Below are 15,529 nucleotides of genomic sequence, written 5' to 3'. Positions count from 1 at the left end.
CACAGGATGACCACAGGCGACCAGGAAGGCGGCCCGACGTGAGTATCCGTCACCAACGACCACACTCGACGTACCCCGGCCTGCTGCCGTGGCAGGTGGGCGAGCGCCGCTTCCCGGCCGCCCGGCTCGGGCGTCGCGGCCTCGACCCCGCCGAGGTGTACGCCTGGCTCGACCGCGTCGCCGTCGACATGGCCGCGCTGCACGCGGCCCTCGCCGAGAGTCGCCGGGAGGTCGCGCGGCTGCGGCTCGCGCAGGGTCGGCGGCGATGAGCCGGCGGTACGTCGTCCATCTGCCGGTCGTCGCCTCCGACCTGGCCGCCGCGCAGCGCCTGGCCCGGGTCATCGGCCGCTGGCTGACCCCGCTGCCGATGACGGACCCGGGGGAGACCACGGTGTCCGAAGAAGATCAGCAGTTCCTGCGCCACCGCGTCTTCTGCGACCTCCTGCTGCCCGGCGGCCGCCGCCGCTGCCTGCTCCGTGCCGACCATGACGGCCCCTGCTCGCGTCGCTTGCGTTGCTGAACGTGGTCGCTGACGGGCCGGCCACCGCCGCCTTGGTCAGCCGGCACCTCGGCGCGACCGCGACCTCCACCGGCTCAGGCGTTATCCTGCGCCGGTGGAGGTCATGGCGGAGGGCGAGCGGTTGGCCGCCGACCTGGGCCGCTGGCTGGACGACCTGACCTTCGTCGACCTGGACACCGACGAGGTCACCGCGAGGGTGATCGAGTCGGTGGTGCGGTGGGCCGAGGCCCAGGGCTGGCGGGTCTACCGGCGTGCCCCCAGCGTCCTGCCGTTGCCACCGCCGCTGGAGCAGCGGCACTCCGTCCTCGACGTGGCGTGCGCCCGCCCCGACGGCCCGCCGGTGGTGATCGAGGTCGACCACACCGACCGGGCCCGTACGGTGCAGAAGCTGCGGGCGGAGGCGGATGCCGGCCGCATCCCGATCTGGGTGCGGTGGGGAGTGGGCCGTTTCACCGCGCCGCCACCGCCGGTGCGGATGGTGACCTGCGAGGTGACCCGGCGCGCCGGGCCGGCCGGACGCGGGCGACTGCACAGCCGCACCGGCGACCGTCCCGCGCCGGCGCACTCGGTCGGTGGCGGCACGGCGGCCGCGCAGGCGTTGCCCATCCCGCTGACCGACCCGGTTACGGACGCGGGTAAGGGCACCTGAAGCGAATCGTAAGCGGGACCCGACAGAGTTCTGGGTGTCACCGAGAGCACCACCGACAACCAGGAGATCCCGATGCGCAAGCTCATCAACTCGACCTACATCACCCTCGACGGCGTCATCGAGAACCCCATGTGGACCTCGCCGTACTTCGAAGAGGAGGCCGCCAGCCTCGCCGGCGAACAGACCAACGCAGCGGACGCGATGCTGATGGGCCGGGCCACCTACGACGGCATGTCCGTCGCCTGGCCGAGCATGGACGAGAACGACCCGACCACCGGCGCGGCGTACTTCAACAACGTCAAGAAGTACGTCGCCTCGACCACCCTGACCAACCCCACCTGGAACAACACGGAGGTGCTCCAGGGCGACCTGGTCGAGGCGGTCACCAGGCTCAAGGCCCAGGAGGGCAAGGACATCATCCAGTACGGCTACGGCTCGGTCACCGCGCAGCTGGTCCGGGCGGGCCTGGTGGACGAGGTCCGGTTCTGGATCCACCCCGTGCTGGAGGGCGGCCCCAGCCTGACGACGCCGCTGACGGACATCAAGGCGTCGTTCGAGCTGGTCGACACCCGGGTGCACAAGAACGGCGTGATCATCGCCTCGTACCGGCCGAAGACGGCCGGCTGACCACCGATCAGAGCTGAGCCCGGGCCTCGCCCGGGCTCAGCTTCGCGCCCTCGGCGACCAGCGCGTCGAAGCGTTCCCGCCCCAGGGCAGCCAGCACGCGTGCTGCCACCCGGTCGGTGTCGTCGCGTTCCGCCGGGGCGGCCGGGGCCTGCGCGGCGAGCCGAGCGGCGGCCGCGGCGCCCAGCAGTCGGGCGGCGACCTCCGGGGAACGCACCGCCGACGCCATCCCCTCCAGGGTGTTGACGGCGTCCCGGGGGGTTGCGATCGCCACGGCGGCCTCGAACGCCTCGATGTGCAGGGCCAGCGCGGCATCCGGGTCGCCGCCCTGCTCGACCGCGTAGCCCAGCTCGACCAGGATCATCGGCAGGTAGAGCGCGGGCTGGGTCTCCGCGCGGCCCTGTTCGACGAGGTGGGTGAGGTGGGCGACGGCCACGTCGAGCTTGCCGTCGCGGCGGGCGGCCATCCCGAGGCTCATCTCCGCGAAGACCAGCGCACTGGGTGAGGCCTGCTCCACCGCGAGCTGGTACGCGCGCTCGGCCAGCTCCCGGCCCTGCGCGTAGTCGCGGGTCTGCACCGCCAGCCAGGCCAACCAGGACAGCTCGCTGCACACCTGCGGCCACAGCGCCAGCTCCTCCGCCCAGCGCAGCCCCTCCCGGTGCAGGGCGGCGGCGCGCTCATGCTCGCCGCGCATGTCGGCCAGCCCACCCACCCACTCGGTCGCCTGGAGCCGGCCCCACCGGTCGCCGATGCTGGCGAACAGCGCGGCGCTGCGGGTCGCGGCGTGCTCCAGTGCTGCCTGGTCACCGTTGGCGTGCGCGATCTTGGCCCGGGAGCTGAGCACCGCGGCCTCGGTCCACGGGTCGGCGACGGCGGTGGGCAGCAGCTCCGATGCCAGGGCCAGGTCGCTGTGGTCGATCACCGCGGTGGCCGCGAACCAGGCGCCGCGCCCGTCCGGGTCGCCTGCCAGCGCGGCCCGGAGCTCGGCCGGCACGATCGGGTCGCCCTGCAACAGCGCGAAACCGACCCGCCAGGCCGCGGCGCGGGACTCGTGCTCGGGGTCGGGCATCGCCAGCGCCTGTCGCGCCTCGGTGAGCCGGCCGCGCAGATACCAGTACCAGCTCAGCGCGATGGCCAGCCGCAGCCCGCCGCCGTGGACCAGCGCCGACCGCAGGTTCGCCGTCTCCGCGTCCAGCAGCGCCAGCCACCGCTGCTGGTCGCCGCCGCGCAGCAGCGGATCGGCGCGTTCGGCCAGCTCCGTGTAGTACGCGGCGTGCCGCGCGCGTACCTCGTCGGCGTCGGTCAGCCGGTCCAGGCAGAAGGCGGCAACCGATTCGAGTAGCCGGTAGCGAGGGCCCACGCCGGAGTCGTCCAGCACCACCAGCGACCGGTCGACCAGCCGGGCCAGCGTGTCCAGATCGGTCCGGCAGACCTGCTCGGCGGCCTCCGGGGTGCAGCCGTCGCTGAACACCGCGAGCCGGGCCAGCACCAGCCGGTCGGTCTCGTCCAGCAGGTCCCAGCTCCAGCCGATCACCGCGGTCAACGTCCGTTGCCGCGGCGGCACGTCCCGCTGCTGGGTGGTGAGCAACCGGAACCGGTCGTCGAGCCGGTCCACCACGCCCAGCACGCCCAGGGAGCGCACCCGGGTCGCGGCCAACTCCAGCGCCAGCGGCAGCCCGTCGAGGCGGCGGCAGAGCTGGGCCACCGCGGGCGCCGTCCGCCCGTCGAGGCGGAAACCGCGCTGCTGCGCGGCGGCGCGGGCGGCGAACAACCGGGCCGCCGCCGAGCGCCGGACCGCGTCCAGGTCGCCGTCCTCCGGCACGGACAGCGGGGGTACCTCCCAGAGCAGTTCCCCGGTGAGACCGAGCGGCTCCCGGCTGGTGGCCAGCACGCTCACCCCGGGCGCGTCCCGCAGCAGTCGGGCCACCAGCTCGGCGACCGGCTCGATCACGTGTTCGCAGTTGTCCAGCACGAGCAGTAGTTGTCTGTGGCGCAGCGCGGCGGCGAGCCGATCGGCAGCCGACAGGCTCGTGCCGGCGCTCTCGCGGGTGTCCAGCGCGCCGAGCACCTGCTCGGCGACGCGCGGGTCGCCGGCCGGCAGTGGGGCCAACTCGACCAGTTGGACGCCGTCCGGCAGGGACTGCGTGCGGGCCGCCTCGGTGGCCAGCCGCGTCTTGCCGACGCCACCCGGCCCGACCAGCGTGACCAGCCGCTGCCGCGGCAGCAGGGTACGCAGCTCGGCCAGCGCCTCGGCCCGGCCGACCAACTCGTCGAGCTGGGCCGGCAGGCTGTTGCGGATGATCGCGGCCTTCGGCGGCGCGCTCAGACCCGCGTCCTGTTCGAGGATCTTGCGGTGCAGGGCGACCAGCTCTGGCCCTGGGTCGAGGCCCAGCTCGTCGGCGAGCCGGTCGCGCAGGTCGGCGTAGCTGTCCAGCGCCTCGGACTGGCGGCCGGCCGCGTACAGCGCGCGGAGCTGCACCGCGCGAAGGCCCTCTCGCAGCGGGTGCCGGGCGACCAGCTCCGCGAGGTCGGCGGCGGCCAGGTCGTGCTCGCCCCGGGCCAGCCGGGCCTCGGCCAGCCGCTCGTGCACGGCGAGACGCTGCTCGGCCAGCCGGGTGACCTCCGCGCGGACGAACTCCGCGTCGGCCACGTCGGCGTACGCGTCGCCGCGCCACAGCGCGAGGGCCTCGGTCAGCCGGTCGACGTCGGTGCACCGGGTCAGCTCGGCGAACCGGTCGGCGTCCACCCCGCCGGCCCGCAGCAGGTACCCGGGTGACCGGGACTCGACCAGCTCGCGGGCGCCCGGCTCGGCGTCGTTGAGCGCCTTGCGCAGTTGGGACACCCGCACCTGAAGGGCGCCGGTGGGGTTCGCGGGGGCGTCCGCGCCCCACAGGTCGTCGATGAGGCGGTCCGCCGAGACCACCTGGTTGCGGTTGGTCAGCAGGTCGGCCAGCAGCGCCCGTACCTTGGTGCCGGGCACCACCACCGGCTCGCCGGCGTCGGTGGTGACGGCGAGCGGTCCGAGCACCCCGAACTGCACGGCGATCATCCTAACGGCGGTAAGGCGACCTGAAGTCGGCCGTAAGCGCTCCGGCGCACCGTGTGGGCATGGACATCCACCACGAAGAGCACGGCAACGGCGAGGGTCGCCCCCTGGTGCTGATCCACGGGGCGCTCTCCGGCATCGGCACCTCGTTCGGCGCGATCCTGCCGATCCTGGCGAAGACCCGGCGGGTGATCGCCGTCGAGTTGCAGGCGCACGGTCGCACACCGGACCTCGATCGTCCGCTGACCGTGGAGCATTTCGCCACCGACGTGGTCGAGCTGCTGGACCGCCTCGGCGTCGGGCGGGCGGACGTGTTCGGCTGGAGCATGGGCGCGGCGGTGGGGCTGCGCCTCGGCACCGATCACGCCGACCGGGTCGGGCGGCTGGTGCTCGCCTCGGTGAGCTTCGACGACGCCGGCCTGCACCCGGGGCTGCTCGACGGAATCCAGGACCTGCAACCGGAGCACCTGCACGGCTCGGAGTTCCACGAGGAGTACCTGCGGAGCGCGCCGGACCCGGCGGGCTGGGCCAACCTGGTCACCAAGATGAAGGTGCTGGACGCGAACCTGCCGCAGTGGACCACCGAGCAGATCCGCGCGCTGGCCGCGCCCACGATGATCGTGCTGGCCGACGCGGACATCGTGCAGCCCGAGCATGCGGTGCGGATGTTCCGGCTGCTCGGCGGCGCGGTGCCCGGCGACCTGACCGGCCTGCCGGGGTGCCGGCTGGCCATCCTGCCCGGCACCACCCACACGATGATCCCGCAGCGCGCCGACTGGCTGGCCCCGATGATCGACGAGTTTCTGGACGAGGTCTAGCCAGGACCAGCACAGTCGGGAAGTCGACTGGTACCGCGAGCTCCTGAACAGCACCTCAGAATGGCAAACTCCGGGCACCGCATGCGGTGCCCGGAGTTTGTCGCCCTTCCGATCAGGCCTGGATGCGCACCATGCGGCGCAGCCGACTGGCCCCGAGCAGGAGACCACCGGCGGCCAGCAGGCCGCCACCCAGGGACAGGATGTTGGTGGTGTTGTCGCCGGTGACCGGCAGCTCCTGGTCGTGCTTGCCGTCGTGCCGGTGGTCGAACTTGCCGTCCCGAATGCAGACGGTGACGGTGGCGGGGTCGGAGACGATCTTCTTGTCGTAGAAGGTGCCGGTCGCTCTGGCGGTGTTGACCACCTTGCCGGCCTTGACGTCCGCCCACGTCACCACGTGGGGGTGGACGGCGTGGCAGTCGGTGCTCGTGCCCGGGGCCAGCCAAGTGTTCTTGCAGGCCACCGGACCGGCGGTCTTGTCGTCGACGGCGACGTTCTTGATGGTCTCTGTGCCGGTGTTGGTCACCCGGTAGGTGTAGAAGATCTTGTCACCCTTGGAGGCGAAGCCGTCGTTCTCGCACTTTTTGCGGCAGTCCGACTCGACGCGGGCCTTCTTGTCGATCGACAGGCTGGCCTGCACCCGCTTGGCCTTGGTGGTGACGGTGAATTCGGCCTTGTTGGACGTTACCCTCTCCTTGCGGAACAGCCCGGTCGCTCTGGCGGTGTTGACCACCTTGCCGGCCTTGACGTCCGCCCTGGTGACCGTGTATTTGCCGGTGCAGGTGGCGCTTTCTCCCGGCGCGAGCTCAAGACCATGCTCGATCTCGGTGGCCGACTGTTTGGTGTCCTTGCAGGTGATGCCAGTGACCGTGTCGTCGGTGACGGTGATGTTGGTGATCGGGTAGTGCGTGCCGGTGCTCTGGTTCTTCACCGTGTAGGTGTAGGTGACCTTGTCGCCGGCCTGCAGACCGGTGGCCGGGGTTCCGGTCTTGATCAGCTCCAGCTTCGGATACACCTGCGGTTCCGGCGCGGCAACAGCCGGCGAGCCTGCCGTGAGCAGCAGGGTGCCGGCCAGCAACGCGAAGGCGCCCAGCCGCGTACGAATACCAACCCGTCTGCGCGACGCAGAGGTCTCGCTCATGTAAATCCCCCGTGTTGTGGATCAGTGACAATGGGGGCAACGAACGCTAATAGAACATGTCACGCCAAGCGGGCGTGAATCCCCCACATGGTGGACGTCGTGGTGAGTTCACTACTTGGTCGCCGTAGCCGTGCAGGGCGGACGCGGATGGCCAGCAGTGGGTCGGTGCGCCGTGGCGAGACGCGCCTGCCTGTTACGGGTCCTGGTCAGCGGTGTACGCGTTGTTCAGCCGGTGGCCGGACTGTGGCGACGATGCCGGCCCGTTCGCTGTACGCGGGCACGAGTCGATCCGCGTCGGCGACTCCCCGCATCGCCACCATCATCGTCCATTCTCACCCGCCCGGGCGGAAGTTCGCGGGCCGGGGTCATAGCGTGCGGCCGATTTACCAGGTAGAAACATGCCAACCCCTTCGTCCCGGTCCAACCTCCGGCCGGAGGGATCAGAGAGCGCTCTCACGCCCCAGCTGTGCCGGGAGCACGCTCCGGCCAGCGGAGAGGACGAACCGCATGACAACCCAGCCCCGACGGGTGCGCCGGCGATCCGGACGCACCCTCATTCTCGCTCTGGTGCTGACCACCGCCGTCACGATGACCAGCACCGCCGCCAGCGCCGGCCGGCCGACGCAGGGCGCCCCGGACTTCGGACCCAACGTCACGATCTTCGACCCGGCCATGCCGATCAGCGAGATCCAGCAGACCCTCGACGCGGCGCACGCCCGCCAGGTCGACAACGAGATGGGCACCGCGCGGCACGCCTACCTGTTCAAGCCGGGCACGTACGGCACGGCGGAGCAGCCGTTGCAGGCCAAGGTCGGCTACTACACCGAGGTCTCCGGTCTGGGTGCCTCGCCCACCGACGTCAGCGTCAACGGCAAGCTGGAGGTCTACAACCGCTGCCTGGCGGACGGCGGCACCGGCAACTGCCTCGCGCTGGTCAACTTCTGGCGCACCCTGTCCAATCTCTCGCTCACCATCAACGCGGCGGGCCAGGACGGCTGCCGGTCGTCGGCGAACTTCTGGGCGGTGTCCCAGGCGGTATCGATGCGTCGGCTGAACATCAACGGCGGCGGGCTGTCGCTGATGGACTACTGCACCGCCGGCCCCCAGTTCGCCAGCGGCGGCTTCATCGCCGACTCGCGACTGCCGGCCACCACCAACGGATCCCAGCAGCAGTGGCTGACCCGCAACAGTGAGGTCGCCGGCTGGTCCAACGCGGTGTGGAACCAGGTCTTCGCCGGGGTCGAGGGCGCTCCGGACGACGCCACCTTCCCCGACCCGCCGTACACCACGCTGGAGACCACCCCGCTGAGCCGGGAGAAGCCGTACCTCTTCGTCGACGCCAAGGGCGGCTACAACGTCCGGGTGCCCGCCGCGCAGCGGGACAGCCGGGGCGTCTCCTGGGCCGACGGCCTGACGGCGGGGCGGACCATCGGAATCCGCGACTTCTTCATCGCGAAGCCGTCCGACTCGGTGCGCGTCATCAACAGCCAACTCGCGCGCGGCAAGCACCTGCTGCTCACCCCCGGCACGTACGACATCGCCCGCAGCATCGAGGTCCGGCGCCCCAACACGGTGGTGCTCGGCATCGGGCATGCCACGCTCACCGCGGTGAACGGCGCCATTCCGCTGGACGTTGCCGGCGTGCCCGGCGTGCCCGGCGTGGTCGTCGCTGGCGTCACGATCGACGCCGGCAGCGTCGAGTCGCCGGTCCTGCTGCGGGTGGGCCGGCAGCACGGGCACAACGCCAGCAGCGCGGCCAATCCGACCACGCTGTCCGACGTCTACTTCCGGGTCGGCGGCCCGCACATCGGCCGGACGAACACGGCGCTGGAGGTCAACAGCGACAACGTGCTCATCGACCACACGTGGGTGTGGCGCGGTGACCACGGCGTCGAGGGCTTCACCGAGGGCGTCAACGGCGACACGGAGCGCTGGCGTACCAACACCGGCCGCTACGGCGCCGTCATCAACGGCGACCATGTGACCGCCACCGGCCTTTTCGTCGAGCACTTCCAGCGGTACAACACGGTCTGGAATGGCGAGCACGGCACCACGATCCTCTACCAGAACGAGTTGCCGTACGACCCGCCGACGCAGGCCGACTGGATGAACGGCGCAGTCGAGGGCTGGGCCGGCTACAAGGTCGGCGACCGGGTGCGCCACCACACCCTGTACGGCGGCGGGGTCTACGTCTTCAACCAGAACAACCCGTCGATCCACACCGAGAACGGCTTCGAGGTCCCGGTCCGGCCGGGCGTGCGGCTGCACCACATCATGACCGTCAACCTCAGCGCCGGAACGATCGACCACGTGGTGAACGGCGTGGGCGACGCGGCCGACATGACCAAGGTCGGCGTGCCGGTCTACCTCGCGCAGTACCCGCTGCCGTAGGGCAGGTCGGGCGTACCGACGGAGGGCCGGAGCCGGTGTGGCTCCGGCCCTCTGCCTGTCCGGCGGGGGTGGGGTCGACGGGTGGATGGAGAAACCACTCCCGTGGGCTTGAATTCCTATCGTCCCGATAGGAAAATGGGTGAATGCCGGTCGGTCCGTTCCTCACCTCCCGTCGGGTCGTGGACCTGATGCGGGTCGCCTCCGAGCTCTGTCCCAGCTCGACGGCGACCGACTGAGCGCCGTCGCTGCCCGCACGCTCCGCCCGGCCCGGCTGCCATGTTCGGCGTGCCGACCCGTGTCCGGCGCCACCCCGCCCGCTCGTCGAGGTCCTCGCGCGTCCGCGTTCCGCCCCCCATCCCGATCCCGTCACGGCCGGATCGGTCCTTCCCCTCGGAGGTATGTCATGAGCACCGATCCGTCACCGTCCACCCCACCAACCGCGGGGGAGTCCCGGCTCGCGTTCAACGAGGACTGGGTGGCGACCATTCTCGGTCTGGTTCTGCTCGGTCTCGTCCTGCTCGGTGCGATCCCCGCCGGGCTGGTGCCCTGATGACCACCGACGCGACCCGCACGGGCGATGAGCCCCGCACGACCGACGCCACCCGCGCGACCGACGCGACCGACGCCACCCGCGCGGCCGAAGTGCCCGCCGACGCGGTCGAGCCCGCCTCGGACAGCGGGCCGCCGTCGACCGTTGACCCCGCCGGCCCCGCCGGTGTGGCGCGCGGCGGCACGTTCTGGGCCTGGACGGCGCTCGGCCTGGTGGTCGTGGTGGGGCTCGCCGCGCTCACCCGCTACCTTGAGCAGAACGTCCCCTCGTGGGCCGAGGGCACCGCCGTCGAGGACATCGGGGCGGCGATCGAGTACCCGGTCTACGCGATCCTGCTCGGCCCGCTCGGCAACGTCGCCGTCACCCTGCTCGGGTGGCGCGACCGGATCGCCGCCGCGTTCCGGACCGAGTTCTTCATCAAGACCGGTCTGGTGCTGCTCGGGGCGTCGATCAACCTGGCCGTCATCGCCAGTGCCGCCGGCCCGGCGATCGCCCAGGCGATCCTGCTGATCAGCGGGGTCTTCCTGTTCACCTGGTGGCTGGCCGGCCGGTTCGGGCTCGACGACAAGCTACGCGCGTTGCTCGCCTCGGCGGTGTCGATCTGCGGGGTCAGCGCGGCGATCGCCGCCGCCGGTGCCGTCCGGGCGCGACGCGAGCAGTTGGCCTACACGGCGAGTCTGGTGATCGTCTTCGCGCTGCCGTCCATCTTCATCCTGCCCTGGCTGGCCGACGTGTTCGGGCTCTCCGACGCGGTGGCCGGCGCCTGGATCGGCGGCAACATCGACACCACCGCCGCGGTCACCGCCGCCGGAGCGCTCGCCGGCGAGGAGGCGCTCCAGATCGCCAGCATCGTCAAGGTCACCCAGAACGCGCTGATGGGCGTGGTCGCCGTCGCCCTCACCGCGTACTTCACGTTGCGGGTGGAGCGTCAGCCCGGCGCGGCCCGACCGGGGCTGGGGGAGTTGTGGCGGCGCTTCCCGAAGTTCGTCCTGGGATTCGTTGCCGCGTCGGTCATCGCCACCTGGTACCTCGACGCGGCGGGTGCGGACGGCAAGGCCACCATCGCCATCGTCAACGACCTGCGCGTCTGGTTCCTCATCCTGGCCTTCGTCAGCATCGGCCTGGAGGTCCGGGTCGCGTCGCTGCGGGAGGCCGGCTGGCGGCCTGTCGCGGTGTTCGCCAGTGCCACCGTGTTCAACCTGGCGTTGGCGCTCGGCCTGGCGTCCCTGCTGTTCCGCAACTTCGCGGCCTGAGTCGGCCTCGCCCCGCCGGACCGCCCGGCGGGGCGGGGTGCTCGTTTCCTTCCGACCCGTTGACCAATATTTTCATCGATCAGTCGAACTCTTGCGAGTCCACTTTCACTACTGCCACGATGACCGTCAATGCCTTCCGTCCCGAAGGAGTGGTCGTCATGGCGGTCTCCCGCCGCAGGTTCGTCACGTCGGTGGTGGCGGGGTCCGCCCTCGCCGCCGCCTCCACCACCGAGTTGCTCACCACCCTCGCCGGCCCGGCCCACGCCGCCAGTCCCCCCGGGGACGTGGTCGGCAAGGTGACGGTCGGCTACCAGGGCTGGTTCAGCTGCCCCGGCGACTCGGCGCCCATCGGCGGCTGGTGGCACTGGAGCCGTGACCGTTTCCAGCCGCCCTCGCCTGCCAACACCACGATCGTGTCGTGGCCGGACATGCGCGAGTACACCCGCAGCTACCCGACCGCCTACCCCAACCTCGGCAACGGCTCGCCGGCCACCCTCTTCTCCTCCTACGACCAGCAGACGGTGGACACCCACTTCCGGTGGATGCAGGAGTACGGCTGCGACACCGCCGCCCTGCAACGGTTCAACCCGATGGGCGACGAGGGGCCGACCCGCGACGCCATGACGCAGAAGGTCCGCTCGGCCGCCGAGCGCTACGGCCGCAAGTTCTACATCATGTACGACGTCACCGACTGGTTGACCATGCAGTCGGAGATCAAGACCGACTGGACGACCAAGATGTCCGCGCACACCGCGTCCAGCGCGTACGCCCGGCAGAACGGCAAGCCGGTCGTCTGCATCTGGGGCTTCGGCTTCAGCGAACCCAGCCGGCCCTTCACCCCGGGGCCCTGCCTGGAGGTCGTCAACTGGTTCAAGGCGCAGGGCTGCTACGTCATCGGTGGCGTGCCCACCTGGTGGCGCCAGGGGATCGAGGACTCCCGCCCCGGCTTCCTCGACGTCTACCACGCGTTCAACATGATCTCGCCTTGGATGGTCTACCGGACCACCACCCTGGAGGGGCTCGACTCGTACTACAACAACGTCAACATCCCCGACATGGCCGACTGCGTGGCGCGCGGCATCGACTACCAGCCCTGCGTGATGCCCGGTGACCTCGCCGGAGGGCATCGCCGCCACGGCGACTTCTACTGGCGGCACATCTACAACATGGTCCGGCTCGGCTCCCAGGGCCTGTATGTGTCCATGTTCGACGAGTACAACGAGGGCAACCAGATCGCCAAGACCTCCGAGACCCAGGCCACCACCCCGGCCGGCGCGAACATCCGGGCCCTGGACGAGGACGGCGTGGCCTGCTCCTCCGACTACTACCTCCGCATCACCGCCGACGGCGGACGGATGCTCAAGGGGCAGCTCGCTCTCACCCCCGTACGCCCCACCCAGCCGATGCTCGGTGGCCCGCCGACCGGCGGGAACCTGGCCGCCGGCCGGCCCGCCTCCGCGAGCAGCCAGAACGGCCCGTTCCCGGCGTCGAACGCGGTGGACTCCAGCGCCGCCAGCTACTGGGAGAGCGGCAACGGCGGCTTCCCGCACTGGTGGCAGGTCGACCTGGGCGCCAGCCACCAGGTCGGTCGGCTCGTACTACGGCTGCCCGCCGGCTGGGAGACGCGTACCCAGACCATCACCGTGCTGGGCAGCACCGACGGCGGCTCCTTCGCCACCATCACCCCGGCCGCCGGGTTCACCTTCGACCCGGCGACCGGCAACACTGTCACCCGCACGGTGCCGACCACCACCGTCCGCTACGTCCGGCTCAGCATCGGCGGCAACACCGGCTGGCCGGCCGGGCAACTCGCCCAGGTCGAGGTGTACGCCGCGACCGGCGGGCCGGACACCCCACCGACCGCGCCGAGCGGCCTCACGGTCACCGGGCGGACGGCGACCAGCGTGTCACTGGCCTGGACGGCGTCGACCGACGACACCGGGGTGAGCGGCTACCAGGTACGCCAGGGCGGCACAGTGGTCGCCACCGTCACCGGCACCACGGCGACGGTGAGCGGGCTCAGCCCGTCCACCGGATACAGCTTCACGGTTACCGCGCGGGACACCGCGGGCAACACCTCCGCCCCGTCGAACGCGGTCACGGTCACCACGGACGCCCCGGCCAACGCGGACCTCGCCCGGGGTCGGCCCACCGCAGAGAGCGGCCACACCCAGAGCTACGGATCGGGCAACGTGGTCGACGGCGACCCGAACAGCTACTGGGAGAGCGTCAACAACGCCTTCCCGCAGTGGGTCCAGGTCGACCTGGGCGCGGCGCGCACGGTCGGGCGCGTGGTGCTCAAGCTGCCACCGGCGGCGGCCTGGGCCACCCGGACGCAGACCCTCGCGGTGCAGGGCAGCACCGACGGGGCGAGCTTCGGCACGCTGGTCGCGGCGGCCGGGCGCACCTTCAACCCGGCCACCGGGAACCAGGTGACGCTCACGTTCACCGCCGCGCAGACCCGCTACCTGCGGATCACCGTCACCGGCAACACGGGCTGGCCGGCCGGGCAACTGGCGGCACTGGAGGTCTACACGAGCTGACCGCGAGCGGGGGCGGCCACCGGCGAGGACCGGCGGCCGCCCCCCGGTCGCGATGGTGTGTGTCAGCCCGCCGGTAGCTGCATCCGGCGCAGGTCGTCCGCCGGGTGGATGGTGCGCACCGGGTTCGGCACCGGCCCGCGCCGCCGCCACTCGCGCGGGTAGCCGAGGGAGACCTCCTCGAAACGTACGCCGTCGTGGAACGTCGTCCGGGGAATGTGCAGGTGCCCGTAGACCACGGTGGCCGCGCCGAAGCGCAGGTGCCAGTCTCCGGTACGGACGGTGCCGCACCACTGGGCGAACTGCGGGAACCACAGGACGTCGGTGGGTTCGCGTACCAGCGGGTAGTGGTTGACCAGCACGGTCGGCAGGGCCGGGTCGCGCTCGGCCAGCCGGCGCTCGGTCTCGACGACCCGGGCGTCGCACCACGCCTCCCGGCTCGGGTAGGGATCGGGGTGCAGCAGCGCCTCGTCCGTGCACACCACCCCGGCCTCGTACGCCAACGCCAGCGACTGCTCCTTGGTGCTCGCCTCGGGCACCCGGAACGTGTAGTCGTAGAGCACGAAGAGCGGGGCGATCGTGGCCGGGCCGCCGTCGCCGTCCCACACCGGGTACGGGTCCTCCGGGGTGACGACACCCAACCGCCGGCACAGCCGTACCAGCTCGCGGTAGCGCTCCTCGCCGCGCAGCCGCACCGGATCGTCGGGCGGTGTCCACAGCTCGTGGTTGCCCGGCGCCCAGACCACTCTCGCGAACCGACTGCTGAGCAGCCCGAGCGCCCACTCGATGTCGGCGAACCGCTCAGCCACGTCGCCGGCGACGAGCAGCCAGTCGCCGTCGTTGTCCGGGCGCAGCTCCCGTACGAACGAGCGGTTCTCCGGATAGCCGACGTGCAGGTCGCTGACGGCCCGCAGCCGGGGCGGATGACTCACGCCCCGAGGCTAGGCCGGCGCGGCCCGGTCGGGACACCCCTGTCCGGTCCGTGTCGCGCCACACCTGGCGGCGGGCACTCCGGTGGTCGGCATATCCGTCGACCGCCCGGGAAAGCGCTGGCGTCCGACAGCCGAACCGGAGCAGGAGTGAAACATGCCTTTCATCACCGTGGGAACGGAAAATTCCGCACCCATCGACCTGTACTACGAGGATCACGGGTCCGGTAAGCCAGTGGTGCTGATCCACGGCTTCCCGTTCAACGGGGCGACCTGGGAGAAGTCGACCACCGCGCTGCTGAACGCCGGATACCGGACGATCACCTACGATCGGCGCGGTTTCGGCAACTCCGCCCAGCCGGCATTCGGGTACGACTACAACACCTTCGCCGCGGACCTCGACGTGCTGATGACCGAACTGGATCTGCGCGACGCGACCCTGATCGGTCACTCGATGGGCACCGGCGAGGTGATCCGCTACCTGGGCAACTACGGCTCGCAGCGGGTGAGCCGGGCCGTGGTGGTCAGCCCGCTGCAACCAATGCTGGCCAAAGCCAAGGACAATCCGGAAGGCGTTGACCCGAGCCTCTTCAAGGGTTTCCAGCAGGCCATCATCAAGGACCGCTTCGCCTACCTGACCCAGTTCTGCGACGCGTTCTTCAACTACAGCGAGAACAAGGGCAAGCTGGTCAGCGAGGAGGCGTACCGGGCGCACTGGCAGATCGGTGCGATGGCCTCCGCCAAGGGCACCCATGACAGCGTGGACGCCTGGCAGGAGGACTTCCGTCCCGATCTGCCGAAGATCGACGTGCCGCTGCTGATCGTGCAGGGCGACAAGGACAACGTGTTGCCCTACCCGGTGACCGGCCAGCGGCTCGCGCCGATGACGCCGACGTCCCAACTCATCACGCTCAAGGGCGCGCCGCACGGTCTCCCGTGGACCAACGCCGACGACGTCAACAAGGCGATCATGGACTTCATGAAGCAGCCGGCGAAGGCTCGCGCCTGACCCGTACCGGTAGCCGATCGGACACCAGTGCCGCGAGGACGCCGTGACACCCGGCCCCGCGG

General features: G+C 71.1%; 13 protein-coding genes. 10 read left to right on the top strand and 3 right to left on the bottom strand.

Annotated elements, in window-relative coordinates; all coding sequences use genetic code 11:
* Positions 1-38: 38 nt before the first annotated feature.
* The 4 genes from ACFY29_RS01795 to ACFY29_RS01780 all read left to right on the top strand — a co-directional run bounded on the left by ACFY29_RS01795 (position 39) and on the right by ACFY29_RS01780 (position 1,796).
* A complete protein-coding gene (locus ACFY29_RS01795) occupies positions 39-269 on the top strand; it encodes a DivIVA domain-containing protein (RefSeq protein ID WP_328415948.1) in 231 nt (76 codons plus the stop codon).
* Positions 266-520, top strand: a complete 255-nt coding sequence (locus tag ACFY29_RS01790; protein WP_386982533.1) for a hypothetical protein — start codon at positions 266-268, stop codon at positions 518-520. The genes ACFY29_RS01795 and ACFY29_RS01790 overlap by 4 nt, the downstream gene beginning before the upstream one ends.
* 94 nt (positions 521-614) lie before the next feature.
* Positions 615-1,169 carry a hypothetical protein gene (locus ACFY29_RS01785; protein WP_386982531.1) on the top strand — a complete coding sequence of 185 codons (555 nt, stop codon included), beginning with the start codon at positions 615-617 and terminating at the stop codon, positions 1,167-1,169.
* Positions 1,170-1,241: 72 nt separating this feature from the next.
* Positions 1,242-1,796: a dihydrofolate reductase family protein gene (locus ACFY29_RS01780; RefSeq protein WP_386982529.1), complete on the top strand. Its 555-nt coding sequence runs from the start codon at positions 1,242-1,244 to the stop codon at positions 1,794-1,796.
* 7 nt (positions 1,797-1,803) lie between these two features.
* On the opposite strand, the gene ACFY29_RS01775 is transcribed toward ACFY29_RS01780, so the two are convergent.
* A complete protein-coding gene (locus tag ACFY29_RS01775; RefSeq protein WP_386982527.1) occupies positions 1,804-4,842 on the bottom strand; it encodes a BTAD domain-containing putative transcriptional regulator in 3,039 nt (1,012 codons plus the stop codon).
* Positions 4,843-4,901: 59 nt separating this feature from the next.
* On the opposite strand from ACFY29_RS01775, the gene ACFY29_RS01770 reads away from it, so the two are divergent.
* Positions 4,902-5,657: an alpha/beta fold hydrolase gene (locus tag ACFY29_RS01770; protein WP_355613037.1), complete on the top strand. Its 756-nt coding sequence runs from the start codon at positions 4,902-4,904 to the stop codon at positions 5,655-5,657.
* A gap of 112 nt (positions 5,658-5,769) precedes the next feature.
* Here ACFY29_RS01770 and ACFY29_RS01765 read toward each other — a convergent pair whose 3' ends face one another.
* Entirely contained in the window at positions 5,770-6,795 is a 1,026-nt protein-coding gene (locus ACFY29_RS01765; RefSeq protein WP_386982524.1) for an LPXTG cell wall anchor domain-containing protein, read from the bottom strand.
* Positions 6,796-7,302: 507 nt separating this feature from the next.
* Here ACFY29_RS01765 and ACFY29_RS01760 point away from each other — a divergent pair.
* From ACFY29_RS01760 to ACFY29_RS01745, 4 genes are all read left to right on the top strand, one after another.
* A complete protein-coding gene (locus tag ACFY29_RS01760; RefSeq protein WP_386982522.1) occupies positions 7,303-9,186 on the top strand; it encodes an adenylyl cyclase in 1,884 nt (627 codons plus the stop codon).
* Between the two features lie 403 nt (positions 9,187-9,589).
* Positions 9,590-9,736: a hypothetical protein gene (locus ACFY29_RS01755; protein WP_328415962.1), complete on the top strand. Its 147-nt coding sequence runs from the start codon at positions 9,590-9,592 to the stop codon at positions 9,734-9,736.
* On the top strand, positions 9,736-10,989 hold the full coding sequence (locus tag ACFY29_RS01750; RefSeq protein WP_386982520.1) for a YeiH family protein: 1,254 nt from the start codon (positions 9,736-9,738) through the stop codon (positions 10,987-10,989). Before ACFY29_RS01755 ends, ACFY29_RS01750 begins: the two co-directional genes overlap by 1 nt.
* Positions 10,990-11,147: 158 nt before the next feature.
* The gene (locus ACFY29_RS01745; protein WP_386982518.1) at positions 11,148-13,532 is read left to right on the top strand and encodes a discoidin domain-containing protein; all 2,385 of its coding nucleotides are present in this window, start codon (positions 11,148-11,150) and stop codon (positions 13,530-13,532) included.
* Between the two features lie 62 nt (positions 13,533-13,594).
* On the opposite strand, the gene ACFY29_RS01740 is transcribed toward ACFY29_RS01745, so the two are convergent.
* Positions 13,595-14,461, bottom strand: a complete 867-nt coding sequence (locus ACFY29_RS01740; protein WP_386982516.1) for a metallophosphoesterase family protein — start codon at positions 14,459-14,461, stop codon at positions 13,595-13,597.
* 154 nt (positions 14,462-14,615) lie between these two features.
* Here ACFY29_RS01740 and ACFY29_RS01735 point away from each other — a divergent pair, with 154 nt between their 5' ends.
* Positions 14,616-15,467 (top strand): alpha/beta hydrolase, encoded by an 852-nt coding sequence (locus ACFY29_RS01735; RefSeq protein WP_328415970.1) that lies wholly within the window; start codon positions 14,616-14,618, stop codon positions 15,465-15,467.
* Positions 15,468-15,529 lie beyond the last annotated feature (62 nt).

It is taken from the genome of Micromonospora sp. NPDC000668 (assembly GCF_042897975.1).
In the GTDB taxonomy this organism is placed as follows: Bacteria; Actinomycetota; Actinomycetes; order Mycobacteriales; family Micromonosporaceae; genus Micromonospora.
Note: the sequence above shows the minus strand (reverse complement) of the source record. Positions and strands in the feature narration are given on the sequence as shown.

Bases quoted from the DNA above. Each gene is read 5' to 3' on its own strand.
- ACFY29_RS01790 (WP_386982533.1), top strand. From the start codon at position 266: ATGAGCCGGCGGTACGTCGTCCATCTGCCGGTCGTCGCCTCCGACCTG.
- ACFY29_RS01780 (WP_386982529.1), top strand. From the start codon at position 1,242: ATGCGCAAGCTCATCAACTCGACCTACATCACCCTCGACGGCGTCATC.
- ACFY29_RS01775 (WP_386982527.1), bottom strand. From the start codon at position 4,842: ATGATCGCCGTGCAGTTCGGGGTGCTCGGACCGCTCGCCGTCACCACC.
- ACFY29_RS01770 (WP_355613037.1), top strand. From the start codon at position 4,902: ATGGACATCCACCACGAAGAGCACGGCAACGGCGAGGGTCGCCCCCTG.
- ACFY29_RS01765 (WP_386982524.1), bottom strand. From the start codon at position 6,795: ATGAGCGAGACCTCTGCGTCGCGCAGACGGGTTGGTATTCGTACGCGG.
- ACFY29_RS01760 (WP_386982522.1), top strand. From the start codon at position 7,303: ATGACAACCCAGCCCCGACGGGTGCGCCGGCGATCCGGACGCACCCTC.
- ACFY29_RS01755 (WP_328415962.1), top strand. From the start codon at position 9,590: ATGAGCACCGATCCGTCACCGTCCACCCCACCAACCGCGGGGGAGTCC.
- ACFY29_RS01750 (WP_386982520.1), top strand. From the start codon at position 9,736: ATGACCACCGACGCGACCCGCACGGGCGATGAGCCCCGCACGACCGAC.
- ACFY29_RS01745 (WP_386982518.1), top strand. From the start codon at position 11,148: ATGGCGGTCTCCCGCCGCAGGTTCGTCACGTCGGTGGTGGCGGGGTCC.
- ACFY29_RS01735 (WP_328415970.1), top strand. From the start codon at position 14,616: ATGCCTTTCATCACCGTGGGAACGGAAAATTCCGCACCCATCGACCTG.